The sequence below is a fragment of the Myxococcus sp. AM010 genome (assembly GCF_013372585.1).
GTDB classification, from domain to species: domain Bacteria; phylum Myxococcota; class Myxococcia; order Myxococcales; family Myxococcaceae; genus Myxococcus; species Myxococcus vastator.
This window is the reverse complement of record NZ_JABXEO010000010.1, coordinates 108,556-134,296: the sequence shown is the minus strand read 5'-3', so window position 1 is coordinate 134,296 and position 25,741 is coordinate 108,556. Positions and strand designations below refer to the sequence as shown.

Below are 25,741 nucleotides of genomic sequence, written 5' to 3'. Positions count from 1 at the left end.
CCGCCGCCCCGGGGTTGCGCCCCGGGACAGTGAAGGGCGAAGCTGAAATCCCCCCCGGACGAGGTATCAATGGTCGTCGACCGTCGCACCCTGGCGCAGTCCCTCCACTTCTGGGCGCGCAATGCCTCGAACGAGTCGGCCCTGCTGCGCACCGCACTGTCACTGGGACTCTTCGACGCACTGCCGGTGAAGGGGGAAGGCCCGCCCGTGTCGATGGCGGAGCTGGCACGGCGCATCCAGTGCACGCACCGGGGAACCCGGGCCCTGACTGAGTTGCTCGTCTGCCTGGGTTTCGTCCAGCTCGATGACGCGCGCGCGCTGGCGCTCACCCCCACCGTCGCGGCGTTCCTGCGCGACGCGGACTTCCGGCGACGGCTGGAAGCCCAGCGTCCGTGGTGGAGCGCCGGTGAGCTGCTGGCCCAGGCGGTGAAACAAGGGGGACCGGTGGCGCACGGTGGCGCGAGCTGGGACGTGCTTGGCCATTACCGCGCGCTGTTCCTCACGCCGGCCGAACCGGGGCCCTCACCGGACGCCGAGGACTTCTTCGACCGCTACGCGCGCAGCGCCCTCCGCATGCAGGTGCTGCTGGCCGCGGGTCGGCTGGGGCTGCTGGAGGCCCTGTCATCGCAGGACCACACCGAGCAGACGCTGGGCGCCGCCACGGGGCTCGGCGGCGAGGGCCTGTCGCTGCTGGTCGCCTTGCTGGAGCAGCTCGGCATCGCCCAGCGGGAGGGCGCGGCGTGGCGGCTGACGGACGAGGCCCGGCAGCTTTTGGACGGCAAGGCCCTGCCCTACCTGCTGCGCTCGCTGTCCGTGTCCGAGCGGTACTGGGAGGCCCTGGGCCGGTTGGACGAGACGGTGCGCGAGGAGCGCTTCATCCTGGACCTGAAGGACCCGGAGGTGAGCCAGCGCTTCTACGCGGACAACTCGAGCCAGATTACGGCGGTGTTCGCCTCGCACTTCCAGCTCAGCCGGCGCGCCGCCGCCACGGTGGCGCAGGCCCGCGCGATGGAAGGTGCCCAGGTGCTGGACATCGGCACCGGCTCGGGCGTGTGGGGCGCGGCCTTCGCGCGTGCCACGCCCACCACGCACGTCACCTACTTCGACCAGGCGGTGGTGCTGGAGCAGGTGCGCCGCAACGTGGAGGCGCTGAAGGTGTTGGACCGCGCGCGCTTCTGGCCGGGCAACCTGTTCACCCAGGACTTCGGCGAGGCGGACTTCGACCTCATCATCCTCCCGCAGGTGCTCAACGTGCTGCGGCCCGAGGACCTCCCCGGCATGTTCGCCCGCGTGGCGCGCGCCCTGCGGCCCGGCGGCGTCCTCGTCATCGCGGAGTATGTCCTCGACGAGCGCCGGGATGGCCCGCTGGACCACCTCTACTTCGGCCTGCGCCGCTTCATGACCAATGAGGGGGACCTGCTGTCCGCCTCGGAGTACGGCCAGCTCCTGGCGGACGTGGGGCTGTCCTCCAGCGTGTGCATTCCCCTGCCCACCCAGGAGCTGGTGCTGGCCGCGCGCCCTGGCGTGCCACTGCCCACGACGCTGGCGCCGGCTCCGGCCAGTCCTCGGAAGAGCGCGGCCTGACGCGGCGGCTCAACGCGACGCCGCGGGCTCCGGCCACGCGACGTCGCCCCGGTGGGCGATGACGACCTGCTGGATGGGCATGTCGAAGCCGCGGGCGTCGGTGAGGCCCACGGGCGACAGCAGCGCGCGGAACTCCGGCAGCGACAGCACGTCTCCCTCGTTCGTCACGTACCGGCGCAGCGCGAAGTAGAGCGCGTCCAGCGGGCCGTCTCGCCGGTCCGTCAGCAGGTAGCCGGAGATGAGCAGCAGCCCGCCGGGCCGCAGCGCCCGGGCCAGCCGCGCGAAGAAGCCCGGGAGCTCCGAGGGCGGCAGCGCGGGGATGATTTGCGGCAGCAGGATGACGTCGTAGCGGGACTCGCCGTAGTCCACCGACAGGCAGTCCCCCGCCCACAGCTCGGAACGGGCCTCCAGCTTCAGCTTCGCCAGGTGGGGGCGCACCGCGTCCAGCACGTGCGGCGAATCCAGGTAGGTGACGTGCGTGGTGGGGTCCGCCAAGCCGAAGGCCGCGCCCCACACGCCCGAGCCCGTGCCCACGTCCAACACGCGCGCCTGCGCCAACGGCCGCATCGACCGCACCCGCGTCGCGGCCTGTCGGCTCAGCCGCAGGTGCGAGGCGAAGATGCTGGAGATGCGCGAGGCGTTCTCCTGGTAGATGCGCCGCGCCGTCTCCGCGTCCCGCAGGTCCAACCGGAAGCGCTGCTCGCGCACCGCCTCGTCCAGGTGCCCCAGCGCCTCCCAGTAGGCCATGGTCGCCGGCAGCGCCCGCTGGAAGTACGGCAGGCTCTGGGCGTCCAGCGCCCGGCCCGCGGCCTCCGTGAAGCCCCAGCCTGACTCCCGTGCCTGGGCGATGCCCATCGCCGCCAGCGCGCCCAGCAACACCTCCAGCGCCTCCGCCGAAGCGCCCACGTCCCGCGCCAGCACGTCCAGCGGCACGGGCCCGCGCACCAGCTTCGCCAGCACGTCCAGCTCCGCGGCCGTCACCAGCGCCAGCGTGCGCGCGGGGTTGCGGGCGAAGCGGTCATGGAAGTCCCGAGCCTCGGCGCTCGGGGTGGACGGCGCGGGCGACAGGAACAGCGCGCGGTACCACCCGAGCACGTCCCACGTCTCCCCGCCCCACGCCACGGGGCCGCCCCCACGCACGGCCTGAGGCAGCAGCGCCAGTGGATGCCACCAGCGCCGCGCCTCTCGCAGGTCCGCGGTGAACGCCTCATCCCGGAGGAAGGCCGCGGTCGACGCGGGCAGCGAATACCCCCGCCCGTCCTCCAGATGGACGAAGCCGAGCGCGACCAGCGGCTCGACGACGGAGCGCGTCCCTCGCCAGGTGCCGCTCACCCGCTCCGCGAGCGCCTCCAGGGACACCGGCTCGCCCGAGCCCGTCTCCGGGAGGTGGCCGAAGAGGCCCAGCGCGAAGGCGGCCTGGAGCGCCGACGCCTCGTTGCTGGCGTCTCGCGCGTGGAAGTTGAGCTGCTGAACGAAGGCGGGGGACGGCGCGGGAACGGGCTGTGACACGAAGCAGCGCTCCTGGATTGGGGGCTGGGGGGAGCGCGGGCGAGTATCGCTCAACACCCGGCGGGTACCCAACGAACCCGTGGTGGAAAGCGGCGGGGCCGGGCGCGCCGGGGTGCTACGGTGCCCCCGTGGCCCTGACCGACTCATTGGAAGCCCGGGTGGACCGGCTGGAACTGCCGTTCAACGAATACGGCGTCGACCCGTACGGCATCTCCAAGTCTCACGTGCGACATGCGCTGCGCGTCTTTGGCGCCATCTACCGGTACTACTTCCGCGTGCGCTGCTACGGGGTGGAGCACATCCCCCCGCGGGGCCGCGGAATGCTGGTGGGCAACCACTCCGGCGGCGTGGCGGTGGACGGCGCCATGGTGCTGACGTCCACCATGTTGGAGATGGACCCGCCCCGGCTGGCGCAGGGCATGGTGGAGCGCTTCCTCCACAACTTCCCCGTGTCCTCGCTGTGGGCCAGCCGCACCGGGCAGTTCATCGGGCTGCCCGAGCACGCGAAGCGGCTGTTGGAGGATGACCGGCTGCTGATGATCTTCCCCGAGGGCGCGCGCGGCACGGCCAAGCTCTTCAACGAGCGCTACTCGCTGGTGGACTTCGGCACCGGCTTCGTCCGCCTGGCGCTGCAGACGCGCTCGCCCATCATCCCCTTCGCGTTCCTGGGCGGGGGCTCGGCCGTCCCCACCGTGTTCAACGCGTACACGCTGGGGAAGCTGCTCGGCGTGCCCTATATCCCGCTGACGCCGTACCTGTTGCCGCTGCCCCTGCCGGTGCAGCTGGACATCCATTACGGCGAGCCGCTCATGTTCCACGGGACGGGGGACGAGGAGGACCACGTCATCGAGGGCTATGTGGCGAAGGTGAAGCAGCGCATCGCGGGGCTCATCGAGCGCGGCCGCGCGCAGCGGCACAGCCGGCGGGCGGGAAGGAACCTGCTGCCATGAGGGTGCTGATTCCAGGCATCTCCGGAGGCATTGCCCGCCAGCTCGCGCTGCACCTGCACGCGCGGGGGCATCAGGTGGCGGGCATCGACACCCGGCCCTGGGCCGAGGCCAACGAGGCCGGCATCCAGGTCTACCGGGGCGACGTGCGCAAGCGCGCCGCGGAGGACGTCTTCCGCCGCTGGCGTCCCGAAGCGGTGGTGCACATGGCCACCGTCACCGCGTTCACGGTGCCGGGCAAGGAGCGCGGGCGCATCAACCTGGACGGCACCAAGGCGGTGTTCGACCACTGCGCGGCCCACGGCGTGAAGCAGCTCCTCTTCGTGGGACGGCACACCTTCTACGGCGCGGCGCCGGACTCGCCGCTGTACCACTCCGAGGACGAGCCGCCCCGCGCGCTGGAGGCCATCCCGGAGCTGGCGGACCTGGTGGCCGCCGACCTGTACGCGGCCACCGCGCTGTGGCGCCTGCCGAAGATAACGACGGCCGTGCTGCGGCTGCCCTACACGCTGGGGGCTCCCGGCACCGGCACGCTGTCCTCCTTCCTCAAGGGCCGGCGCGTGCCGCTGGTGCTCGGGTACGACCCGCTGTTCCACGTCCTCCAGGAGGAAGACGTGGTGACGGCGTTGACGCTGGCGCTGGAGAAGCAGGCCCGGGGCCTCTTCAACGTGGCGGGCCCTCCGCCGATTCCGCTGTCCGTCATCGTCCGGGAGACAGGGCGCACCGCGGTGCCATTGCCCGCGCCGCTCCTGTCGCTGCTGCTGGGGCGGGCGGGCCTCCCTCGCCTGTCGGTGGGCGCGCTGGACCACCTGCGCTTCCCCATCGTCGTGGACAACCGCCGCTTCCTGGACGCCACGGGCTTCGAATACCGCCACAGCGTGGCGGACTCGCTGCGCATCTACCGCGAAGCCGCGCCCATCCTCCCCGCGGGGAGCCAGGGACGTTAGACTGCTCCCCGCAGCGGACCTGCTTCCGGGGGGAAGTCCATGTCGGCCGACATCGAGGAAGTGGATGTGGTCATCGCGGGAGGCGGGCCGGTGGGCATGCTCACCGCCAATCTCCTGGGACTCCAGGGCGTGCGCGTGCTCGTCCTCGAACGGGAGGCCGCGCCGCATGGCCAACCCCGGGCCTTCTCCTGTGACGACGAGGCCCTGCGCATCTACCAGGCCGCGGGCCTGCTCGACGCGCTGAAGCCGGACCTGCGTCAGGGCCGGCAGGTCACCTTCACCGGCGTGGGCGGCCAACCCATTGCCCAGGTCCAGCTGGGCCAGGTGGACTTCGGCTACGGCCACGCGCCCATCTGGTTCTTCCACCAGCCGCTCCTGGAGAAGGCGCTGCGCGAGGGCCTCTCCCGCTTCCCCGCCGCCGAGCTGCGCACGGGCACCGAGGTGGAGTCACTGGAACAGGACGGCGCGGGCGTCACCGTGCGCTACCGCACGTCCGGTGTCCGCCACGGGGTGCGCGCCCGCTACCTGGTGGCCTGTGACGGGGGGCGGAGCACGGTGCGCGCGCTGCTGGGCATCCCCATGGAGGGCCGCGGCGAGCAGGAGCCGTGGATTGCCATCTCCGGCACCGTGGCGGAGGAGGACGCGCCTCCGGAGTGTCACGTCGTCTGCGACCCGGCCCGCCCCGGCTTCGTCGGGCGCGGCCCCCTGGGGCGGTTCCGCTGGGAGTTTCGCCTGCGCCTGGGCGAGACAGGCGAGGAGATGACGCAGCCCGGCACGGTTCGCCGCTTGATTGGGCCGTATGTGAATCCGGACCGAGTGACGGTGGAGCGCGCGCAGCTCTACAGCTTCCATTCGGTGGTGGCGCAGCGCTGGCGCGTGGGCCGCACCTTCCTGGCGGGAGACGCGGCCCACCTGCTGCCGCCCTTCATGGGTCAGGGCCTGGTGTCCGGACTGCGCGACGCGGCGAACCTCACGTGGAAGCTGGCGTGGGTCCTCCAGGGCCGCGCCCCCGAGGCGCTGCTGGACACCTACGCCGTGGAGCGCCGTCCGCACGTGCGCGCCTTGCTCGAGGCCACCGCGAGGTTGGGCGCCGTGTTCACCGCGCGCAGCACGCCCTTGGCCTGGGTTCGGGACACCGTGCTCCGGGGCCTCCAGGCCGTTCCAGCCGCGCGCCGCTTCGTGGAGGGCTTCCGCTTCAAGCCGGCGCCCGCCATCGAGGAAGGCTGGATGCTGGGCGGCCGCCGCTCGAGCCGGAGGGCCGCGGAAGGCAGCTACCTTCCCCAGCCTCTCGTGCGGCGCGCGTCCGGTGAGGAGCACCTGTTGGATGACAGCCTGGGCCCGGGCTTCGCCGTGCTGAGCCGGGGCGGCAGCCCGGGGACGGAGGTGGCCCGTGAGCTGGCCGAGTCCCTGGGGGCCCGCGCCGTCACCGTGCGCTCCGCGGGTGTCCCGGGGCTGGGCGACGACAGCGTGGAGGACCACACCGGCAGGCTGTCCGAGTGGTTCCGGGAGCACGGCGCGGACGTGGCCGTGGTGCGGCCGGACCGCTTCGTCTTCGGCGCGGTGCCCCTGGCCCGGATGCCCGAGCTGCGCGCGGCGCTGGGCGTGGAAGAGGCGTGAGCCGTTGCACGGACGACAGACATTGCAAGCACGGTGTCCGGAAGACCTCGGGATGTAATGTCTGACTCGCCCGAGCACAATCACTCTCAGCTGTCCATACCTCCCCCGGGGGTTGCATCGAAGTCCATGAGAGGAGCAGGCTTCCAACCCTCCGCGATGGCAGACCATCACGCGACCTCGGGGGAAATGGCTTGCAGCCACCACTGGATGCAGCGCTTCTCGCTTCACTGGACCGGCATGCCCGCAGACGCGCGCAAGGCATTGCGACGCTGAGCACGCTCGTCGGGCCGCCGGAGCGGGCGCTGACCGTCTGGACGGAGTGGATTCAGCGCCGGGGCCTGAGTGTCGTCATCGTGGATGGGGATGACGTGCGCGCCGTCGTCTCCGCCTGGGCGGCGGCGCTCGCCAGGGAAAGGGACCTGCTGGGTGACGCGGAGGCGTTCGTCGTCCGCGCCCAGCCCCCGAACCAGGCACGGACGCTCCAGTTCCCAGGCAAGACAGCGCACCAGCGGCGCGTGTTGATGGACGGCCTGACGCCCCCGCAGGGACAGTCCGCCACCTGGGAGCTGTGCCGGGCCCTCCTGGAGAGCCCAGACCCGCCGCCGTCCGGTGTGACTCCAGACGCGGTGAGCCAGGCCATCGCGCGCGCGCCGCTGCCAGCCCTTCAGGCGCTGATGTCACTGGTCCCCGCCGGAAGCACGCCGGCCCTGCGCGTGCGGACGGGCCCCGCTGACTTCCGGGCGCTTCGCACCGCCGCGGCTCTGTGCACCGCGGCCCCCGCGCTCACAACGGGCTGCGTGCTCGCCGCGGACGTCCTCGCCGAGCACCTCCGGCGGGAGGAGTCCCACATCCTCGCCATGCTGCGGGAGGGCCGGCTGGACCTGGCCGAGCCGGAGCTCGACGAGGATACCCGCGAGCTCCCTGAGGCCGCGGTGGCCTCCACGCGCGCCCGGCTGCGGCAGGAAGGCTCGTCCGAACAGGTCGTCGCGCTCTACGAATCGGCGGCGCGCACCATCGCCTCGGCCTACCGGGACGCCAATGGCCGCGCCCGGAGCGAGGCGGAGAAGTTCCTGCACGCCCGGCTCCAGGACCATGCCTCCACGCGGGGGCTCTTCGTCCTCAATGGCCACGTGGCCCCGGTCGGAGGTGGCCGGAGGCTGGAGGTGGACCTGCTCTGCACGGAGCTGAACCTGGCCGTGGAGATCGACGGCTACTTCCACTTCCGCAGCCCCGACGGCTTCCGCCGGGACCGGCGCAAGGACGTCGCGCTCCAGTGCTCGGGCTACTGGGTGGTCCGCTTCCTCGCGGACGACGTGGTGACGCGCCTGGAAGAGATTCTTGAAACCCTCGACACGTTGATTGCCACCCGCAGGGGTGAGCTCACCGGGAAGGAAGCATCGAATGGGAAGCGCTGACCACCGGCTGTCAGGCATTGCGTTGTCCTGGCTCATGACGCGCGGCAGTGAGCGACTCGGCACGCGGAGGGAGTTGGAGGACGCGCTCCGGCCCTTCGTGGAGCATCAGCTCAGCCGCGCGGAATGGAAGCTCCGCTTCGAAACGCTCCTGGAGGCGCTGCTGGGCGGCGGGACGGTGGCGGCGCGCGGGCGCAGCAGCTTGGAGCTGACGCCCACGGGCCGGACGGAGGTGCTGCGCTTCCTCCAGTTGGAGCAGCCGCCGCGCGGCCTGACGTGGAAGAAGCTGAAGGCCACGCACCTGGTGGCGCGCAGCTTGGATTTGCCGCCATCGAAGGCGGTGGTGGCGCGGATGAAGGATGCCGACGGCGTGCGCGCCGCCGCGCTTCAGCGCCAACATGGGCTGGACACCGAGGACACCCTCACCCTGGCGCAGACGCGGGACCGGCTGTTGTGGCGGCAGCTCGGCGTCGAGACGGACCGGCCCTTCACCCTGCGCGCGGTGCAGGCCCACCTGCTCGGGCAGCTGTTGGACGCGAAGACGACGGACCCGCGCAAGGGCGTGGAGCAGCTCGCGGCCCGCGCGGCGGGCGCCCCCCGCGTGGATGCGGAGGCCGTGCGCCTGTCGCTGATGCGCCGGTGGGCTGTCGCGCGGGAGGACGGCGCCTCCGAGAAAAAGGGCGCGGCGCGTGCGTCAACGCCGCCGGTGGAACCGGCACCCCATCCCCAGGCGACGCGTTCGGCGGCAACGCCCCCGGCACCGGCCTCGACGTCGTCCGGGGCAGGCGCTGCCACACAGGGCGCTGCGCCTGAGGAAACCGAGGTCCCACGCCTCAGCGACGAGAGGGGCGACGCGAAGACGGACGCCCCGCCCTCCCCGTCCGCCTTCGCGGAGCGTGTCCTGTCCGTCGCCCGAGCCCTCCCCACGGGCCGCTTCGGCGCGAACAAGGTCTTCATCTCCCACGTATGGAAGGCCCTCCAGCCAGAGTGGAGCACCCGCGAGGCCTTCGACGCGGCGCTCCTGGAGGCCAACCGCACCCGCCAATTGTCACTGACGCGCGCGGACCTCGTGTCCGCCATGGACCCCAAAGACGTGGCCGAGTCCGAGGTCCGGTCCTTCGGCGCCAGCTTCCACTTCGTTGTCGTCTAGCCCGAACCCAGGAGCGCCCCGTGGCCAACGACCCCCGTCTCGATATCTTCCTCGACGATTCCCGCGAGGTCTTCACCAGCGTCGAACAGGGCCAGCACATCTGGCAGGCGGACCCGTTCGACGTGGAGGCCCTCAACGCGCCGGCTCGCCGCGTCTTCAAGCGACTGCTCGACAAGGCCTCCTCGGACTCGCCTCCGGGCGCCGGCAAGCTGCTGCTCCTGCTCGGAGAGTCAGGCAGCGGCAAGACGCACCTGGTGCGCGCCTTCCGCAACCTCGCGCATGGTCAGCGCATGGGCTTCGTCGGCTACATGCCGATGACCGTCGATGCGACGCAGTACGACCGCTACATCCTGTCCAACCTCATCGACTCCCTGGACAAGCCGTTCGACCAGGCGGGAGACGATGACGACAGCGGGCTGATGCACCTGTCGGACGCGCTCATGGCCCAGTGCACCAGCGCGTTCGCGCTGCACCTGCAGGACGAGAAGATTCTGGAGGATGAAGAGCTGCACGGCACCATCCGGGCCGTGGCGGACGAGCTGCTGCTGGACGCTCGCTTCCGGGAAGTGGAAGTCGACCTGCTGCGCGCGCTCATCTATCTGCATCGCAGAGACCCCCGGCTCAACCGCCGCATCTTCCACTGGCTGCGCTGCGAGGAGCTGTCCGAGGCGGACCAGCGCGTCATCGGCAACCTCATCCCCCGGACCGCCGACGATGCACCAGCGCGGATGGTGGAGCACCTGGGACGGCTGATGGGGAGCCTGGGCCAGGCGCTCGTGCTGTGCGTGGACCAGGTCGAGGACGTCAGCGACTTCGAACAGCGCCCGCAGATGGAGAACTCCTTCCGGCGCGCGATGAACAGCCTCGCGGCCATCGCGAGCAAGGTGCCTCGCGCGGTCGTGGTCTTCTGCTGCCTCTCCGACTATTGGGCGAAGATGAAGCCCCTGCTCAACCAGGGCATCGTCGACCGCATCGAGAACGACCCCGAGCCCGTGACGCTGGAGCAGACGGTGACGGCGGACACGGCCAGGGACCTCGCGGCGCGGCGGCTGCAAGCCCTGTTCGAACAGCGAGGGTTCACGACTTCCCCATCGGACCCGACCTGGCCCATTCCGGCGGCCGGCTTCGACGTGCTCGGGGGACACCGCGCCCGTGACGTCCTGAATGAGTGCCGCCGCTACCGCGACCGGGCCATCCAGGACGGCGAGCTGCCCGCCAGCTTCCCGCTGCAACGCCCCCAGGGACAGGGCCAGGCAAAGCCCAAGGAGGAGCAGTCCCTTGCCTCCAAGCCGGACATGGACCAACTGTGGACGGACTTCCGCGCCACCCTGCGAATCGACCCGCCCGAGGAGCCCGCCGATGTCGCGGAGCTGCTGGCCTGGGCCATTGAAGCCGGAGGCAAGGAGTTCGGGGACGCGAAGCGCTTCGACGTCAAGCCCAAGGACAAGGAGATGCTGGACGTCCAGGTCCACCCGGAGGGGAGCAAGCTCCTCGTCGCGCTGTGTGAGAAGGATCCACGGGGAGGGGGCCTCGGCAAACAGATGACCGAAGCCATCAAGAAGGCGGTGGGAAAGACGCCTGTCATTGTGCGGACCACCGACTTTCCTTCGTCCAGGCCCGGGGGGATGGTCGCCGAGCAACTGGGCGCACTTCTCCGCAAGGGCGGACGCCGGGTCGTCGTCGGCGACACGGAGCTTCGGGACCTCATGGCCCTGCGCACCTTCCGTGAGCGACATGCGAGTGAAGCCGCCCTCGTGGAGTGGAGCCGGACGGCCCGCCCCATCACCCGGCTCAAGTCCGTGGGCGACATCCTGGGGCTGGAGAAGCCGGACACCACGCCCCCGTCCTCCGGGCCGAAGACGTCCAAGGCCACGCCCAAGGGCGGAACGGGTGTCCCGACGGCCAATGTCGGAGCCCGGAGCACCGCCACCAAGGCACAGACGGAGCTATTCATCAGCGCACCGACGTTGTCGGATGGAACGCCGGTCCCGGCCGACGTCCGCGCGGGAGTGAAGTCCGCCCCTCCTGCCCGTGCCGACACGAGCGCACTGGAGGCGAGAGACGCGCGCTCACCCCGCGAGCCCGTCGTCTCCCAGGGGGCCAGGCAAGGCCGGGCCGAACCCCTTTCGGACAACCCGCTCCAGGGCGTGACACCGCCTCACGGCGTGAAGCCCCCCATCGGCTTCAGGGGCAACGAGAGCCCTCCCTCCCCACGTCCCTCGGAAACCCTCACGGGGCCGCTGCGGATTGGCTCCTCGGAAGGCGTGTTCAGCCAGGTCGTGACGGTGGACCCCTCCGAGCTGACCCGGCACAGCGCCTTCCTGGGCACCACGGGGAGCGGAAAGACGACGCTGGCGCTCAACGTCCTGGAGCAACTGCTCCTCCGAGGCGTGCCCGCCATCCTCGTCGACCGGAAGGGAGACCTCGCCGCGTACGCGCGAGACCTCTCCTGGGAAGGACACCTGGATGATCCCGTCCTCATCGAGCGGCGCCGCCTGCTGCGTGAGCGCGTCGAAGTCGCCCTCTACACGCCGGGCCGCTCCGACGGGCGGCCGCTGGCCATTCCCGTGATTCCACGCGGCCTCGAAAGCCTGTCACCGGAAGAGCGTGAGCAGGGCGTGCAGCAGGCCGCGGATGCCATCGCGGGCATGCTCGAATACAAGACCAGTCCCAACGACAGAGCGGCCAGGGCGCTGCTCACGCAAGCCTTGCGCCTGTTGGTCCAGCGGCCCGCCGGCAACGAGCTGACCCTGGACATGGTCCAGAAGTTCGTCGCGGAGCAGGACGAGTCACTCCGGCAGGAAACAGGGGGCCTGCCGACCAAGACGTTCGCCAAGCTCGCCCAGGACCTCGAAGTGCTCCGGCTCGACCTCCGCCCGCTGCTGGCAACTGGTGGAGAGCGGCTGGATATCAGTGACCTGCTTGGGCTCGGAGCAGCGAGCACGCCGGGCAAGACGCGGCTGAGCATCATCAGCACCAAGTACCTGGGAGATAACAACCGCATCCTATTCTGGGTGGCGCAGCTCCTGTTGGAGACGAACCGCTGGACCAGCCAACACCCCGCGTCCAAGCTCCAGGCCGTGCTGCTCTTCGACGAAGCAGACATGTACCTGCCCGCGACGAGCAAGCCCGCGACAAAACAGCCGATGGAGAACCTGCTCAAGCGCGCGCGCTCAGCCGGCGTGGGCGTCATGCTGGCCACGCAGAGTCCTGGGGACCTGGACTACAAGTGCCGGGAGAACGTGCGCTCCTGGTTCGTCGGCGGGGTGAAGGAAGACAACGCCCTGAAGAAGCTCAAGCCCATGTTCACCGAGGCCCGGATTGACGCAGAAACCCGCCTCCCCGGCCAGAAGCAGGGCCAGTTCCACGTCTTGAGAGAGGGGAAGGTCCAGCAACTGAAGGCTGACCGCTCCGCGATTCGCACCGACCAACTCTCCGAGGACGAAATCCTCAGGGAGGCACGCCGCACCCTGGAACGCGGCTCACGCTGACCGCACTTCCGACAGGAGGCGCTCCCGGGCGAAGCAGCGTGGACGGAACGTTCATTCCACCGCGCCCCCCACTCAGGGAAGCCCCACAGCCGCGGCGGCCTGGACGGAACGTTCATTCCACCGCGACGCCCCGCCCAGGGCCCCCACAGACGCGGCGGACTGGACGGAACGCGCCTTCCAGGCGGCGGCCGTCGCGGTTCCTGGTATCAAGCGCCTCGACATGAGCCGCCCGCCCTCGCCCTCGCCCACGCGCTTCCCGGACCGGACGTCCTTCGAGGCGTTCGTGGCCCAGGGCTACAACCAGGTGCCCGTGGTGCGGCGGCTCCCGCTCGGGGCGCTGCGTCCCGTGGACCTCCTGCGAGCCCTCCCAGCGGAAGGCCGGTTCCTGCTGGAGAGCACCCGGGTCAGCGCCGAGGGGCGGTATTCCTTCCTCGGCGCGAAGCCCTTCCTGCGCTTCACCGCGAAAGAGGGACAGTGCTTCATTGATGGCGCGCTCCAGCAGGGCGCGCCGCTGGAGGTGCTGCGCTCGCTGCTGCGCCGATGGCGTGGCGTGCGTCATCCCGGAATGCCGCTCTTCTGCGGCGGCGCGGTGGGCTTCTTCGGCTACGAGGCCGCGCACTCTTTCGAATCCCTGCCTCGGCACCCACGGGACGACCTGCACCTACCCGAAATCTCACTGTCGTTCATCGACACCTTCCTGACGGTGGACCACCACGAGGGACAGCTGCTCGCGGTGGCCACGGGCTCGGACTGGGAGGACTGTGAGCACAGGCTGGACGCGCTGGAGGCCCACGTCCGCGCCGCCACGCCCACGGCGCCACCCGCGCCACCCGCGATGGATGGGCCCTCCGCGGCGTACCGCTCCAACTTCACCCAGGAGGCATACCTGGACGCGGTCGAGCGCGTGCGCGAGTACATCCGCGCCGGTGACACGTATCAGGTCAATCTCTCCCAGCGACTGGAGGTGGCCTTTCCCGGCGAGCCGCTCGCGCTCTACGAGACGCTGTCCGCCATCAACCCCGTCCACTTCGCCAGCTATCTCGAAGGTGACGGCTTCCACGTCGTCAGCGCCTCACCGGAGCGGCTGGTGCGCGTGGAGAACGGCCGAGCCACCACGCGGCCCATCGCCGGTACGCGCCGCCGGGGCACGCCCGAAGAGGAAGCGCGCTTCGTCCACGAGCTGCGCACGAACGAGAAGGAGCGCGCCGAGCACGCCATGCTGGTGGACCTGGAGCGCAACGACCTGGGCCGCGTGTGCACCTATGGCTCGGTCGAGGTGACCAGGCTGATGGACATCGTCGAGTACGCCCACGTCCTCCACATTGAATCGGAGGTCGTCGGCCAGCTCGCGCCGGGTGTGGAGCCGCTGGACGTCGTGGGCGCGCTCTTCCCTGGAGGCACGATTACGGGCGTGCCGAAGCTGCGCACGATGCAAGTCATCACAGAGCTGGAGCCCCATGCGCGAGGGCTCTACACGGGCTCGCTGGGGTATCTGTCCTTCACGGGTGACCTGGACTTGAACATCGTCATCCGCACGCTGGTGGTGAAGGACGGCCGGGCCTACGCGCAGGTGGGAGGTGGCATCGTCCACGACTCGCAGCCCCGGCAGGAATACAAGGAGACGCTCAACAAGGCGCGCTCGCAGCTCCTGGCCCTGGCGTCAGTGGAGCGCCAGGGATGATTCTCGTCATCGACAACTTCGACTCCTTCACCTTCAACCTCGTGCAGGCGCTGGGCGCCCAGGGCGCGGAGCTGAAGGTGGTGCGCAACGACGCCATCACCGTGGCGCAGGTCGAAGCGCTCCGGCCCGACCACATCCTCATCTCACCCGGTCCCTGCACGCCTCACGAAGCAGGCGTGTCCATGGACGTCATCCGGGCCCTGGGTGGGCGAGTGCCCGTGCTCGGGGTGTGCCTGGGGCACCAGTGCCTGGGCCAGGTGTTCGGCGCGAAGGTGGTGCGCGCACCGGTGCCCGTGCACGGCAAGACGGCGGCCATCGAGCACTCGGGCCAGGGCGTCTTCCGAGGACTGCCCGTCCCCTTCACCGCGGCCCGCTATCACTCCCTGGTCGTGGACGCGGAGCGCCTGCCGGCGTGCCTGGAGGTGACGGCGTGGCAGAACGGGCTCATCATGGGCCTCAAGCACCGCGAGCTGCCGCGCCTGGAAGGCGTCCAGTTCCACCCCGAATCATTCCTCACGCCCCAGGGGCCCCGGCTGCTCGCCAATTTCCTGGAGCCGGCGCGCTGAGCGCACAGGAGGCTGCCATGTTCTCCACGGTCGCGGTGGACGGCGAGGTACGGCGCTGGGAGGACCTGCACCTGCGGGACTTCGCGCAGGGCTTCTTCTTCGGCGCGGGCTTCTTCACCACCTTCCGCATCGAGGCTGGCGAGCCCTGGTTCCTCGCCCGGCACCTGGCGCGGCTGCGCTCGAGCCTGGCCGCCTTTCCCGGCGCCGTCCGCGCGCCGCCGCTGGAGCACCTCAGCGAAGCCGCGGTGCGCGAAGCGATTGCGCGCTGCCTGCGCGCCGACGCCGCGATGGGCCCCGCGTTCCGAGGTGTGGGCAAGTTGTCGGCAAGTGATGGCCGGGCGCTGCTCACCTTCCGCGCGCACGCCCCGGACCTGGAGCGACTGCACCGCGAGGGGCGAGCCCTGGACAATCAGGAGCCGGGGGCCTACCGCCGCGGCGAGTCCACGCTGAATCACAAGGGCCTCGCCTACTTCAGACAGTACAGCGTGATGGAGCGCCTGCCCCTGCTCGGCAACGAGGCCGGCGAGGTCTGCGAGCTCCCCACGGCCAACATCTTCTTCCAGTGCGACGGCGCGCTCATCACGCCGCCCCTGTCCGCGCCATGTCTGCCGGGCATCATCCGCGAAGTGCTCCTGGAGGCCGGCCAGGTGGGGACGCTGCCCATTGTCGAGCGGCATGTCTCGTTCGCGCAGCTCGCCCAGGTGACCGCCTGCGTCTTCACCAACTCCGCCCAGGTGGCCACCGGCGTGCCGAGCCTCCTCGGCCGGGCGCTCCCCACCAGCGTGGCGCTGGCCCGGAGCCTCCGGAGCCTCGTCGAGGACAGCGCCGCGCGCGAGCGCTGAGGCTCACGGGGCGCAGGCCTACGGCGCGGGCGCCGCCTCGCGTCCGTCCACGGGAGACGCGCGGTCCACGGGACGAATCTCCCAGACGGTGTTCCACACGGTGGACCAGTAGGCGTTCATCTCCAACCGGGCGACCTCGACGGCCTCGAAGGCAGCCGCGTCGACGGGCGGAGGCCTGGTATCGAACCAGAAGAAGCGCTCGTAGGCGGCGCCGTGTTGTCTCAGGTAGGGCCCCAGCGTCTGGCGCGTCAGGAAGCCTCGCTCGGGGTAGCCGTCCGCCACCACGGGGGCACGCGCGAACGGGTGGACCCACCAGAGTTGCGGCCCCAGGAGCAGGTCCCGCTCGGTGACGTGGGCCTCCACCCACGCCGGCAGCGGGGCGATGCGCTCGCGGAGGTGGTTGAAACCCTGCCGAGGCTGACGGACGCGCGCGTGCAGCGGCGCCCAGAGGTGTCCCGCCACCACCACCACGCCCGTGGTGACGAGCACCGGAGGTGACATCAACCGGGAACGCTCAACGAGCGACACCAACACCGCCGCCGTGACTGGCACCAACCCCACGCCCAGCGGCGCCAGCAGTCGGCCATCCAGCGTGTCCATCTGCGTGCGCGTGGCCGTCCAGAACAGGCCCGCGACATACGACACGGCCATCAGCGCCGCGGGGCGCAGCCGCTCCAGCGCCGCGTCCGGCAGGTGCTCACGCAAAACGCCACGCGGCGCACGCATCAGCAACCACACCGTGGCCGCCACGCAGAGCACACCGAACGCGCCGAAGGACGCCTCCCCCAACAGGGTATCCACCCCACTGAGCAGCGAGGACACGAGCCCCACGCCACGTGGCGCCCGCGGCGGCCCCAGGGCCCGGCCGAACAACGCGACGTTCCGGACGAACCACGGCGCCACCACGAGCCCGAGCCCCGCGCCCAGCGCTAGCGCATGCACCGCGTGCCGCCGCGCCCCTCCCGCCTCACGCGCCCGGACGAAGCGCCACCACAGGAGCCCGGGCAGGACGAACAGCGCCGCGTAGCGAGTCAGCACCGCCAGGCCCAGCAGCGCCCCCACCAGGAAGGAACGGCCGGCGCTGTCCGCGCCCCGGACCTCCCGCGCCAGCGCGAGCGCGAGCAATGCGACGCACAGGGGCTCGGACCACGCCGCCGCCGCCACGTGCCCGAAGGGACGGTAGAGGACGATGAGCACCGCGCACGTCCAGAGGTAGCGCGCGCCCTGCCCCTCGGGGGCCATGGAGAAGAGCGCCGCGGCGAGCGCGGCGAAGCACAGCAGGTGCAGCGTGATGACCGCCGCATCCGGCCCCAGCCACAACAGGGCGGCCCAGGCCATGGGGAACAGGGGCGGCCACAAGTCCAGCGGCCGGGGCATGGCCGTGTCCACCGCGAGCAGCGTGCCCGACAGCCCCGAGCCCGACACCAGCCCACGGGCCACGGAGAGGTAGTGCAGCGAGTCCGGCGTGTACTCGACGCCCAGGCAGAAGAGGCTGAAGGCCGCAGTGACGCCGAAGACACCAGGCCAGAAGGCCCGCGCGGGGATGCCGCCACGCTCACGGGCCGCGGAAACGTCCATGGCTCGAAGTCTACACGCGGCGGGCGCGGCCTCAGGAAACGATGAAGGACAACCCCTGGGACACCTCGCCGTCCGTCAGCAACCGCCACGCGCCCTCGGGCACGTCCAGCGTCACGCCGCCCACGGCCTCGCGGTGCAGGGTCCGCACCGGATGTCCCACCGCCGCCAGCATCCGCTTCACCTGGTGGTTGCGCCCTTCCGTCAGGGTGAGCTCCACCACGTCCGGCGCGCGCAGCCGGGCCCCCGCGGGCCGCGTCGGGCCGTCCTCCAGCACCAGGCCCTCGCGCAGTCGGAGGAGCGCCTCCTCCGGTGGCGGCCCCACCACGCCCGCCACGTAGCGCTTGGGCAGGTGCCGCTCGGGCGACGTCCCGTGTTGCACCAGGCGCTCGTCGTTGGTGAAGAGCAGCAACCCCGTGGTGTCCCGGTCCAGGCGGCCCACCGCGAGCCACTCATGGTCGCGCAGCGGAGGGGTGAGGCGCTCACGCAGACACTCGAACACGGTGCCCACGCCTTCGGCGTCCGAGCCGTGCACCACCAGCCCCGCGGGCTTGTGGAACATCAGCGCCAACACGGGCGCCTCCAGGTGCCTCACCTGCCCGTCCACCCGCACCTCCATCCCCGGACGCACCGGCGCGAAGGGCTCGCGCTCCACCCGCCCATCGAGCGTCACCCGTCCCTCGCGGATGGCCACTTCCGCCTGGGCGCGAGGCATCACTCCGGCCTTCCCCAGCGCCCTCGCCAACCAATCCGACCTGCCAGCGGGTTGCACGTCCTCCGGCCCTCTCCGCCGTGCCGCTTCCAGCCACCTCGGGGTCCGCTGCTTGCGTGTCATCCGCTCACGTCCTCGCTCATACCGCCCACCATCGCCCGCGCCCTCCACCGCCCACCCTGCCTGCGTACCAGGCTCCGTCCAGGCCAGCCACGAAGCATGTCTACCTTCTGATGCGAAGACACGCGGGGATGATGACCTGTGAGGTCCCCGCGACAGTTTTCCCCTCGGGACATGAAGGAGTCAGCATGGGAAGCGTCATCGACGGCAACATCCAAGGCAGCGGGTACGGGCAGCGCTCGGAAGAAGGCTCCCGCTTCGCCCGTGATGAGTCCGGCACGTCCGGGCTCGGGCAGGCCGGCAAGGAGCAGGCGAAGCAACTGGGCAGCGCCGCGAAGGAGCGCGTCTACCACCAGGTGGAGAGCCGCCGGGGTGACGTGGCCAAGGGAATGCGGGGGCTCGTCTCCACGCTGGAGGGCATCTCGGACAAGGACGAGGCGAAAATGGCCCGGCCGCTGCTCGGCCGCGCGGCGGGACTGCTCCGCCGCACGTCTGAACGGCTGGAGAGCGAAACCACCGAGGAGCTGCTCGCGGATGCCCAGACACAGGTCCGCGAGCGGCCCGGGCTCTTCATCGCGGGGTGCGTGGCGGCGGGCTTCGTTCTCGGTCGGCTCATCAAGGCGTGAGGGGAGTGCCACGAATGGAACCCACGATTCCCCATCGGGACGGAGACGGCTTCGGAGCGCTCTTCTCCGAGTTCACCGAGCAGGCACGCCGCCTGGTTCGCGCCGAGGTGTCGCTGGCGCGCGCCGAGCTGCGGACGGAGGCAAGGAAGGCATCGGCCGGAGCAGGCCTGCTGGCAGGCGGCGGCGTGGTGCTGCTCCTGGGGGCCATCACCTTTGTCGCCTTCCTGGTGGCGGTGCTGGCCGAGGCCCTCCCCCTCTGGGCGTCCGCCCTCATCGTCGCGGTGGTGCTGCTCGCGGTGGGCGGCGCCATTGCCTGGAGCGGACGCCAGCGGATGAAGCAGGTCCACGGGCCTGAAAGAACGATTCAAACCCTCAAGGAGGATGGGCAATGGGCGAGCAAGACCGCGCACTCCATGAAATCGCAGATGCACGGGCACGCATGAGCGAGCTCGCGGGCGAGCTGGCCCGGAAGGCGGAACCCGACCGGTTGAAGGCGCTCGCGAGCGAGAAGGCGTCGGCGCTGAAGGAACGTGCCCGCGAGACCGCCACGCACAAGGCCACCGAGCTCAAGCAGCACGCGAAGGAGGCCGCCGTGGAGAAAGCCACGGAACTCAAGACGCAGGCCAGGGAGACAGTGATGCACAAGAGCATGGAATTGAAGGAGCGGGCCGACTCGCCCAAGGGCTGGAGCCTGCTCGGCGCCCTCATGGGGGCGGGCGTTGGCTCGGCGCTGATGCGCAAGGCCTTCACCACACGCGCGGCGCACCACGACAGCGAGCTCGCATCTGGGAGAGACGAACGGTGGCGCCACGACGGCCCGCGCGCCGGCCGAGACGCCCTGCGCTACACCGAGGAGGCGGACAGCGAAGGCGCCCTCGCCGACATGAAGACCCGCGCCAGCGGCAAGGCGCATGAGGTGAGCGACAAGGCGCATGAGGTGAAGGACAGGGCGCGCGACAAAGCCACCGCGCTTCGGGAGCGGACCGCGGGCGCCGTGCACACGGTCCGGGAGCGGGCGTCACATGCGCGGGAGCGGGTTCCCTCGCGCGAAGCCGTCCAGCATCGGGCCTCCGACTGGTTCACCCGCACGGTGGATGAGCAACCCCTGCTCCTGGCCGTGAGTGGCATCACGCTGGGCATGCTGGCGTCCGCCCTGTTGCCGGTGACAGGAAAGGAGCGCAAGCTCATCGAGCCCGCGAAGCGCCGCGCACAGGAAGGTGTCTCTCAGCTCGGTGGACAACTCCAGGAAAAGCTCCAGGGAGAGGAACAGCAAGCGGCCGGCGACACAGGGAGCTCGCAGCAGGCAGCGTCCGCTTCCTCCAGCGTCAGCGCGAGCAACGTCGAAACAACCGGCCTGGGGGACTCAGGGAAAACACGCTGATGGGCGGAGCTCCCAGGAGCGGGCGGACCTGAACTCGCGACACGGCAGGCGGGCGGCTCCCCGGGAGCAAGGGGTGTGGCTCGCTGCCGTTTGACTCGGCCTGGAGCCTCTGCCATGTGCGCCGCCGTGGCCGTCCCTCCCGAACTCCTCACCGCCGTCAGTCATCCCCCGCCGCCGGGCCCCGCCGTCGCCTTCACCCTCCGCCTGGGCGAGGCGCTGCACCGCTACGGCACGCCCGCGCATCGCCTGGAGCTGCTGATGCAGCGGGTGTCGGAGCGCTTCGGACTGGAGGGGCGCTTCTTCTCCACACCCACGTCCATCTTCTCGTCCTTCGGGCCGCCGGAGGCCCTGCGCACCTCGCTCGTCCGCGTGGAGCCGGGCGACATGGACCTGGAGCGGCTGGCGCTGCTGGACACGCTGGCGGACGAGGTCATCCACGGACAGGTGCCCCCAGCCGAGGGAGCCCAACGCGTGGACGCCATCCTCGCGCAGCCCGAGCGCTTCGGCCCCGCGCTCCAGCTCCTCTGCTGGACGCTCGCGGGCGGCGCCGCGGGGCGGCTGTTCGGCGGTGGCCTCAAGGAGATGGCGGTGGCGGCGCTCAGCAGCCTGCTCATCGGCACATTGGGCGTGTTGACCCGGAAGCAGCCCACCACGGCCCGGGTGCTGGAGCCGGTGGCGGCCATCCTGTCCTCCGCCGTCGCCGCGCTTGCCGCGAGCCTGATGGGGCCGCTGTCCGCGCAGGTTGCCACGCTGGCGGGGCTCATCGTCCTGCTCCCCGGCCTCTCCCTGACGGTGGCCATCAACGAGCTGGCCACGCGCAACCTCATCTCCGGCACCTCACGCCTCACGGCGGCGGCGCTCGTCTTCCTCCAGCTGGGCTTCGGCGTGGCCCTGGGCAGTCGGCTGTCGGTGGTGCTGCCCGCGCCGCCCATGGCGCCGCTGCCCCCCGCGCTGCCGGACTGGACGCAGCTGCCCATGCTGCTGGTGGCCATCTTCGCGGTGTGCGTGCTCTTCCGCGCGCGCCCCAGGGACTGGGGCTGGATTGCCGGAGCCTGCACGTTCGCCTTCGCGGGGGCCCGGCTGGGCTCGCTGCTGCTGGGGGCTCAGCTGGGTGCCTTCGTGGGCGCGCTGCTGCTGGCCATGGGCAGCAACGCGCTGGCCCGGCTGCGCGACAAGCCCTCCATCACCACGCTGGTGCCCGGGCTCATGCTGCTGGTGCCTGGCAGCGTCGGCTTCCGCAGCCTGTCGTCCCTGCTGGAGCGGGACGTGGTGGCCGGCGTGGACACGGCCTTCTCCATGCTGATGGTGGCCGTGGCGTTGGTGGCGGGGCTGCTGTCCGCCAATGCCCTGGTCCCCACGCGCAAGGTGCTCTGACTCAGCCCAGGCGGGTGAGGTACACCGCCACCAGCGTCAGCAGGAAGTAGTGCACCAGCCCGCCCGCGCCGGCGTAGTCCTTCGCGATTCGCTGGCCGAAGAAGAGCGCCACCAGCGACACCGCGGAGAGCAGCGCGCCCCAGAAGGCCAGCGTCGCGCTGCCCGTGGCCACCAGCGACACCAGCCCCGCGGCGCTGAGCGCGCCCGCCGCCAGCTCCAGCACGGTGACGGTGGCCAGCATCAGCGGCACCACGCCGCGCAGCGGGCTCTTGGAGAAGTGGCCCGTGAGCCAGCCCAGGTTGCCCTTCCAGTCGATGACCTTGTCGAGGCCGGACTGGAGGAAGAGGATGGCCAGGAAGACGGCGCAGAGCGCCTGGAGCAACCAGACAGTGAATTGAGCGGATTCGAAGGGCGGCATGGCGCGGCCACTCTAGCCGCCTTGTGGCCAAGCCCAAGCCTTCTTGCAAGGACAGCAGGCAGCCAGACAAAAGCGCCTCTCGTGCCTGCCCTTCCGCGAAGGCAGCCCTACCTTGGCGGGTATGGCAACCGAGCAGACCGCCCAGCGGGTGTTCACCGGGCTCATCATCCTGTCCATCATCCTGCTGGCCCTGGTCGTCCGCCCGTTCGCCAAGGCCTTCTTCCTGGCGGCGGTGCTCGCGGGAACCTTCTACGGCCTCTATTCGCGGCTGAGCCGGAGGCTGCGCGGACACAACAACGTGGCGGCGGGGGTCATCGTCTCGGGGGTCATCCTGGCCCTGCTGCTCCCCCTGGGGGGCCTGACGGCCTTCGTCGTCACCGAGGTGTCGGACGGCGTGAAGTTCGTCTCCGACACGGTCCAGCGGGAGGGGGTGGAAGGGCTGATTGACAAGATTCCCGGCCCGGTGCGTGGCCCGGTGGAGCGGCTGATGGAGCGCATCCCCCTGGAGGAGGCCCAGCTCGACGAGACGCTGCAGCAGCAGGTGAGCACCCAGGGCGGAACAGCGGCGCGGGCCGTCACGGGGGCGGTGGCGGCGACGGGCTCCATCGCGTTCCAGACGGTGATGATGCTCATCGCCCTCTTCTTCCTGCTGACGGAGGGCGCGCGGCTGGTGAGCTGGGTGGAGAGCGTCTCGCCGCTGCGGCGCGGCCAGACGGGGGAGATCCTGCGGGAGTTCCGCAGCGTCTCCGTGGCGGTGCTCGTCTCGTCGGTGGCCACCGCGGGCGTGCAAGCGGCGGCGGCGCTCGTCGGCTTCCTCATCGCCCGCGTCCCCGCGGCGCTCTTCTTCGCGGGCGTGGCCTTCTTCATGGCGCTCATCCCCGCGGTGGGCGCGGCCATCGTGGTGTTGGCCGCCGCGGCGCTGATGTTCTTCAGCGGCCACCCGTGGGCCGCGCTGTTCCTCGCCATCTGGGGCACGGTGGTGGTGGGGCTGGTGGACAACATCGTGAAGCCGCTGCTGGCCAAGCGCGGCATGCACCAGCACGCGGCCATCGTCTTCTTCGCGCTCCTCGGAGGCCTGGCCGCGTTCGGCACGGTGGGCCTGCTGTTGGGGCCCCTCATCGTGGCCTTCTTCCTGGCCCTGCTGCGCATCTACGAGCGCGACTACGGCCGGCCCACGCCGCGCCCCGGAGACCCGGCCACGCCCGGAGGCTCGGGCGGCGGCGAGGGCCTCATCATCCGCCCATCCGAGCTGTCCGCGGAGACGCGCGAGCGCCACTGAGGCCCCGCTGAAACAACACGGCCCCGCTCCCCGCGCGAACGGGGAGCAGGGCCGCGACGATTCACGCGAGGCCGCTCAGAACGCCGAGCCGTTGACGCGATGGCCCGGCGAGGCCTTCAGGCTGGACAGGCTGGTGTGCAACACGAAGGTCGCCGCGGCGCCCAGGTCCGGGCTGCGGTTGGCGGACACGCCATCCGTGCCACTCACGCCGGAGGACAACACCGCGGACTCCACCACCGCGCCGGTGGCCATCTTCACGATGACGGTGTCGCCGCTGTTGGACAGGCCCAGGGTGCCCGTGGAGGCGGACACCGCGTTGGGCGTCCCAGACGGGATGCCCGCCGCGCCGCCGAACACCACGATGACGCCGCCCGCCGCCAGCGACGTGCCGCCGGGGAAGGTGTGGCGCACGCTGACCGCGTCGGACACCGTCCACCCGCTCAGGTCCACCGCCCCGGTGCCCGTGTTCACCAGCTCCACGAACTCGCCCACGACGTTCGAGCCCGGCTCGTTGACCATCACCTCGTTGATGAGGACCTTGCCCGTGCCACCCGTCGGAGCCGTGGTGATGGTGAAGGCCGCGTCGCTGGTGTCGCTGACGCTGGCGTCGGCCGCGTCGCTGATGCGCACGCGCGCGGTGGTGGTGGCGCTGGACGGCACCGTCCAGGCGTAGCTGCCCGCGGAGGCGGCCGTGTTGGCGGCCAGGGTGCTCCAGGTGCTGCCATTGAGCGTGTACTCCAGCTTCACGTTCGCGACGCCGGTCGACGTCCAGGCGATTTCGCGCACGCTCCCACCCGCCCAGCTCTCACCGCCGTTGGGCGACGTCACCGTGACGGAGGCGTCGTCACCGGTGGCGCCGTCCCCTGGGATGAGGAAGTCCTTGATGACGGCCATGTGCTGCATGCCGGAGGCGGCGCTGTCGCCGTAGAGCGCGGGGGAGATGGCGCTCAGCGGCGTGTACACGCGCGTGTCCACCACCAGCCCGTTGGCGAAGCTGCCGCCGCCGATGACGACGGACGTCTGGTGCGCGAACAAGTCACTGTCCACCAGCACATGGTCATACGGCCTGTTGCGGCCCGCGTTGGTGTTGCCATTGCCGTTCTTGTCCACCGGATGGGGGCCAGCGGTGCGCACCACCTGGGACAGCGTGCTGAAGGCGGACTCGTTGCGGCTGCCGGTGTTCAAGTCTCCGCCAATCACGAGGTAGTCGTCCGCGGGGATGTTGGCCCGGATGCGGCTGACCAGGCTGCTGGCCTCCGAGTTGCGATTGCCGCTGCTCGTGGTGAGGAAGTGCACGCTCACCGCCCAGAGGTCCTTCGGGCCCGGCACGTCGATGCGCGCCCAGGCGAAGTCGCGGTTGGAGACGTAAGGGTCATCCCACTCGCCCGAGGCGATGATGGGGTAGCGGCTGATGATGCCGTTGGGAATCTGCGCCCCGCCCTCGCGGTAGTAGTTGAACTGCGTGCCGAAGGCCGTGTCCACGAAGCTCCGGAGGTCCGCCGCAGAGTTCGACTTGTAATTGAACTCCTGAATCATCACCACGTCGGCGTCCGTGCCCTGGAAGATGCGGATGCCGTGGCCCAGGTCGTAGTCCTGCCCGTTGCCGCTGGATGTATTGGCCGCCAGCAGGCGAAGGCGGACCTCGCCCAGCGCGTCCTGCCGCTGTCCGACTTCCGCGCCGTCGAGCCCCACGGGCTCCAGCGACGAGTCCTCGCCACCACACGCCGCGAGCACCGCCAGCAACAGCGCCGCAGCATGGCGACGCCAGTTCAACCACACCGGGCTTGTTGGAATTGCGTTGTCACGCACGATGCACAGTCCTTCCCCTGGCAAGGGGCTGTTGAGAGGTCGATTGAGACATCCACACGATACCCGCTTCACGGGGAATGCGATGCTCACCCGTCTCCTTTATCAGGGAGGGACCCACACGCGTTGCGTGAAACATTCGTGAAACTGGCGGAGCCGGGCGCTACAGCGCGGCGGCGGCGGACAGGGCGACGGCGAGATACCGAAGGCCCTTGCCGAGCGTGACGAAGAAGACGAAGGGCAGCGGACGCACCCCCAGCATGCCGCCGGCGATGACGAAGGCGTCACCCACCACGGGGAGCCAGGACATGATGAGCGCGGGCGCGCCCCACCTCCGCGTCCAGGCCTCCACGCGCTGCATGCGAGGCCCCTCCTTCTCACGGCGCCGCGCGTACCAGCGCCCCAGGGCGCCTCCGCCACCGCCCGCCACCCACCGGCCCAGCCCGTAGAGCGACAGCGCGCCCAGCACGTTGCCCGCGGTGGCCACCCCGATGGCGGTGACGGGCGCCGTCCCGCCGTAGACGAGCGCGGCCAGCAGCGCCTCCGACGGCACCGGCACCACGGAGCCCGCAAGCATCGCGACGAGGAACAGCCCCGGGAGGCCCCAGGTGGCGAGTGCGGACGGGTCGGGCATCAACGCTTCGGAGGTGAGCGCCCCCAGCCTGCCATGCCGCCCGCCGCGGCGCACGCGCTCAGACGCCCGG

The 25,741-nt window shown here is 70.9% G+C and carries 21 protein-coding genes; 15 read left to right on the top strand and 6 right to left on the bottom strand.

Going from position 1 to position 25,741, the window contains the following annotated elements; genetic code table 11:
- Positions 1–69: 69 nt before the first annotated feature.
- Positions 70–1,584 (top strand): class I SAM-dependent methyltransferase, encoded by a 1,515-nt coding sequence (locus tag HV826_RS08340; RefSeq protein WP_176416470.1) that lies wholly within the window; start codon positions 70–72, stop codon positions 1,582–1,584.
- Between the two features lie 9 nt (positions 1,585–1,593).
- Here the strand turns inward: HV826_RS08340 and HV826_RS38015 are convergent, their stop codons facing one another.
- The gene (locus HV826_RS38015) at positions 1,594–3,093 is read right to left on the bottom strand and encodes a class I SAM-dependent methyltransferase (RefSeq protein ID WP_176416469.1); all 1,500 of its coding nucleotides are present in this window, start codon (positions 3,091–3,093) and stop codon (positions 1,594–1,596) included.
- Between the two features lie 128 nt (positions 3,094–3,221).
- On the opposite strand from HV826_RS38015, the gene HV826_RS08330 reads away from it, so the two are divergent.
- The 9 genes from HV826_RS08330 (at position 3,222) to HV826_RS08290 (ending at position 15,746) form a co-directional block, all read left to right on the top strand.
- Complete coding sequence (locus HV826_RS08330; protein ID WP_176416468.1) at positions 3,222–4,043, top strand: lysophospholipid acyltransferase family protein; 822 nt, start codon at positions 3,222–3,224, stop codon at positions 4,041–4,043.
- Positions 4,040–4,987 (top strand): NAD-dependent epimerase/dehydratase family protein, encoded by a 948-nt coding sequence (locus tag HV826_RS08325; protein WP_176416467.1) that lies wholly within the window; start codon positions 4,040–4,042, stop codon positions 4,985–4,987. Before HV826_RS08330 ends, HV826_RS08325 begins: the two co-directional genes overlap by 4 nt.
- Before the next feature lie 39 nt (positions 4,988–5,026).
- Entirely contained in the window at positions 5,027–6,604 is a 1,578-nt protein-coding gene (locus HV826_RS08320) for a bifunctional 3-(3-hydroxy-phenyl)propionate/3-hydroxycinnamic acid hydroxylase (RefSeq protein ID WP_176416466.1), read from the top strand.
- Positions 6,605–6,795: 191 nt separating this feature from the next.
- Complete coding sequence (locus HV826_RS08315) at positions 6,796–8,019, top strand: endonuclease domain-containing protein (protein ID WP_176416465.1); 1,224 nt, start codon at positions 6,796–6,798, stop codon at positions 8,017–8,019.
- A complete protein-coding gene (locus HV826_RS08310) occupies positions 8,006–9,166 on the top strand; it encodes a hypothetical protein (protein ID WP_176416464.1) in 1,161 nt (386 codons plus the stop codon). Before HV826_RS08315 ends, HV826_RS08310 begins: the two co-directional genes overlap by 14 nt.
- Before the next feature lie 20 nt (positions 9,167–9,186).
- On the top strand, positions 9,187–12,657 hold the full coding sequence (locus HV826_RS08305) for a helicase HerA-like domain-containing protein (protein WP_176416463.1): 3,471 nt from the start codon (positions 9,187–9,189) through the stop codon (positions 12,655–12,657).
- A gap of 220 nt (positions 12,658–12,877) precedes the next feature.
- Entirely contained in the window at positions 12,878–14,338 is a 1,461-nt protein-coding gene (locus tag HV826_RS08300; protein WP_176416462.1) for an anthranilate synthase component I family protein, read from the top strand.
- Positions 14,335–14,904, top strand: coding sequence for an aminodeoxychorismate/anthranilate synthase component II (locus HV826_RS08295; protein ID WP_176416461.1), 570 nt, complete (start codon positions 14,335–14,337; stop codon positions 14,902–14,904). The genes HV826_RS08300 and HV826_RS08295 overlap by 4 nt, the downstream gene beginning before the upstream one ends.
- A 17-nt stretch (positions 14,905–14,921) precedes the next feature.
- The gene (locus tag HV826_RS08290) at positions 14,922–15,746 is read left to right on the top strand and encodes an aminotransferase class IV (RefSeq protein ID WP_176416460.1); all 825 of its coding nucleotides are present in this window, start codon (positions 14,922–14,924) and stop codon (positions 15,744–15,746) included.
- A gap of 18 nt (positions 15,747–15,764) precedes the next feature.
- On the opposite strand, the gene HV826_RS08285 is transcribed toward HV826_RS08290, so the two are convergent.
- Both HV826_RS08285 and HV826_RS08280 read right to left on the bottom strand, forming a co-directional pair.
- Positions 15,765–17,324, bottom strand: coding sequence for a hypothetical protein (locus tag HV826_RS08285; protein WP_176416459.1), 1,560 nt, complete (start codon positions 17,322–17,324; stop codon positions 15,765–15,767).
- A 31-nt stretch (positions 17,325–17,355) separates the two neighbouring features.
- On the bottom strand, positions 17,356–18,156 hold the full coding sequence (locus HV826_RS08280) for a pseudouridine synthase (protein ID WP_176416458.1): 801 nt from the start codon (positions 18,154–18,156) through the stop codon (positions 17,356–17,358).
- 185 nt (positions 18,157–18,341) lie between these two features.
- On the opposite strand from HV826_RS08280, the gene HV826_RS08275 reads away from it, so the two are divergent.
- The 4 genes from HV826_RS08275 (at position 18,342) to HV826_RS08260 (ending at position 21,534) form a co-directional block, all read left to right on the top strand.
- Positions 18,342–18,779 carry a hypothetical protein gene (locus HV826_RS08275; protein WP_176416457.1) on the top strand — a complete coding sequence of 146 codons (438 nt, stop codon included), beginning with the start codon at positions 18,342–18,344 and terminating at the stop codon, positions 18,777–18,779.
- Between the two features lie 14 nt (positions 18,780–18,793).
- Positions 18,794–19,222 carry a phage holin family protein gene (locus HV826_RS08270; protein ID WP_176416456.1) on the top strand — a complete coding sequence of 143 codons (429 nt, stop codon included), beginning with the start codon at positions 18,794–18,796 and terminating at the stop codon, positions 19,220–19,222.
- Positions 19,219–20,160 (top strand): hypothetical protein, encoded by a 942-nt coding sequence (locus HV826_RS08265; protein ID WP_176416455.1) that lies wholly within the window; start codon positions 19,219–19,221, stop codon positions 20,158–20,160. Before HV826_RS08270 ends, HV826_RS08265 begins: the two co-directional genes overlap by 4 nt.
- Before the next feature lie 114 nt (positions 20,161–20,274).
- Complete coding sequence (locus HV826_RS08260) at positions 20,275–21,534, top strand: threonine/serine exporter ThrE family protein (RefSeq protein WP_176416454.1); 1,260 nt, start codon at positions 20,275–20,277, stop codon at positions 21,532–21,534.
- A 1-nt stretch (position 21,535) separates the two neighbouring features.
- Here HV826_RS08260 and HV826_RS08255 read toward each other — a convergent pair whose 3' ends face one another.
- On the bottom strand, positions 21,536–21,952 hold the full coding sequence (locus HV826_RS08255; RefSeq protein ID WP_176416453.1) for a DoxX family protein: 417 nt from the start codon (positions 21,950–21,952) through the stop codon (positions 21,536–21,538).
- A 121-nt stretch (positions 21,953–22,073) separates the two neighbouring features.
- Between HV826_RS08255 and HV826_RS08250 the strand changes: the two genes are divergently transcribed.
- Positions 22,074–23,231: an AI-2E family transporter gene (locus HV826_RS08250; protein WP_176416452.1), complete on the top strand. Its 1,158-nt coding sequence runs from the start codon at positions 22,074–22,076 to the stop codon at positions 23,229–23,231.
- 75 nt (positions 23,232–23,306) lie between these two features.
- Here the strand turns inward: HV826_RS08250 and HV826_RS08245 are convergent, their stop codons facing one another.
- Both HV826_RS08245 and HV826_RS08240 read right to left on the bottom strand, forming a co-directional pair.
- Positions 23,307–25,010 (bottom strand): lamin tail domain-containing protein, encoded by a 1,704-nt coding sequence (locus HV826_RS08245; RefSeq protein ID WP_368670868.1) that lies wholly within the window; start codon positions 25,008–25,010, stop codon positions 23,307–23,309.
- Between the two features lie 190 nt (positions 25,011–25,200).
- The gene (locus HV826_RS08240; protein ID WP_176416450.1) at positions 25,201–25,671 is read right to left on the bottom strand and encodes a YqaA family protein; all 471 of its coding nucleotides are present in this window, start codon (positions 25,669–25,671) and stop codon (positions 25,201–25,203) included.
- Positions 25,672–25,741 lie beyond the last annotated feature (70 nt).

Bases quoted from the DNA above. Each gene is read 5' to 3' on its own strand.
- HV826_RS08340 (WP_176416470.1), top strand. From the start codon at position 70: ATGGTCGTCGACCGTCGCACCCTGGCGCAGTCCCTCCACTTCTGGGCG.
- HV826_RS08325 (WP_176416467.1), top strand. From the start codon at position 4,040: ATGAGGGTGCTGATTCCAGGCATCTCCGGAGGCATTGCCCGCCAGCTC.
- HV826_RS08320 (WP_176416466.1), top strand. From the start codon at position 5,027: ATGTCGGCCGACATCGAGGAAGTGGATGTGGTCATCGCGGGAGGCGGG.
- HV826_RS08310 (WP_176416464.1), top strand. From the start codon at position 8,006: ATGGGAAGCGCTGACCACCGGCTGTCAGGCATTGCGTTGTCCTGGCTC.
- HV826_RS08300 (WP_176416462.1), top strand. From the start codon at position 12,878: ATGAGCCGCCCGCCCTCGCCCTCGCCCACGCGCTTCCCGGACCGGACG.
- HV826_RS08295 (WP_176416461.1), top strand. From the start codon at position 14,335: ATGATTCTCGTCATCGACAACTTCGACTCCTTCACCTTCAACCTCGTG.
- HV826_RS08290 (WP_176416460.1), top strand. From the start codon at position 14,922: ATGTTCTCCACGGTCGCGGTGGACGGCGAGGTACGGCGCTGGGAGGAC.
- HV826_RS08285 (WP_176416459.1), bottom strand. From the start codon at position 17,324: ATGGACGTTTCCGCGGCCCGTGAGCGTGGCGGCATCCCCGCGCGGGCC.
- HV826_RS08280 (WP_176416458.1), bottom strand. From the start codon at position 18,156: ATGACACGCAAGCAGCGGACCCCGAGGTGGCTGGAAGCGGCACGGCGG.
- HV826_RS08275 (WP_176416457.1), top strand. From the start codon at position 18,342: ATGGGAAGCGTCATCGACGGCAACATCCAAGGCAGCGGGTACGGGCAG.
- HV826_RS08270 (WP_176416456.1), top strand. From the start codon at position 18,794: ATGGAACCCACGATTCCCCATCGGGACGGAGACGGCTTCGGAGCGCTC.
- HV826_RS08265 (WP_176416455.1), top strand. From the start codon at position 19,219: ATGAGCGAGCTCGCGGGCGAGCTGGCCCGGAAGGCGGAACCCGACCGG.
- HV826_RS08260 (WP_176416454.1), top strand. From the start codon at position 20,275: ATGTGCGCCGCCGTGGCCGTCCCTCCCGAACTCCTCACCGCCGTCAGT.
- HV826_RS08255 (WP_176416453.1), bottom strand. From the start codon at position 21,952: ATGCCGCCCTTCGAATCCGCTCAATTCACTGTCTGGTTGCTCCAGGCG.
- HV826_RS08250 (WP_176416452.1), top strand. From the start codon at position 22,074: ATGGCAACCGAGCAGACCGCCCAGCGGGTGTTCACCGGGCTCATCATC.
- HV826_RS08240 (WP_176416450.1), bottom strand. From the start codon at position 25,671: ATGCCCGACCCGTCCGCACTCGCCACCTGGGGCCTCCCGGGGCTGTTC.